Source organism: Pseudomonas sp. SDO5215_S409 (assembly GCF_054071325.1).
On the sequence record NZ_JBSVWN010000217.1, the window covers coordinates 1 to 230 of the forward strand.

The following is a 230-nucleotide window of genomic DNA, read 5'->3' on the forward strand; positions in this document are numbered from 1 at the left end:
CAAGATTAAATTCCGAAACCCCAATTGCGAAAGCAGTTGGGGTTTTGTTTATGTAGAAGCCTATGATTTTCACCGGCACGTTGCATAAGCAACGGTCTGGTACACAGAATTTCTTGACGACCATAGAGCATTGGAACCACCTGATCCCATCCCGAACTCAGTAGTGAAACGATGCATCGCCGATGGTAGTGTGGGGTTTCCCCATGTGAGAGTAGGTCATCGTCAAGATT

The 230-nt window shown here is 46.5% G+C and carries 1 rRNA gene; it reads left to right on the top strand.

The window, feature by feature from the left end:
- Positions 1-112: 112 nt before the first annotated feature.
- Positions 113-228: ribosomal RNA gene (rrf, locus tag ACW9H9_RS28950) — 5S ribosomal RNA — on the top strand.
- The last annotated feature ends 2 nt before the right edge of the window (positions 229-230 follow it).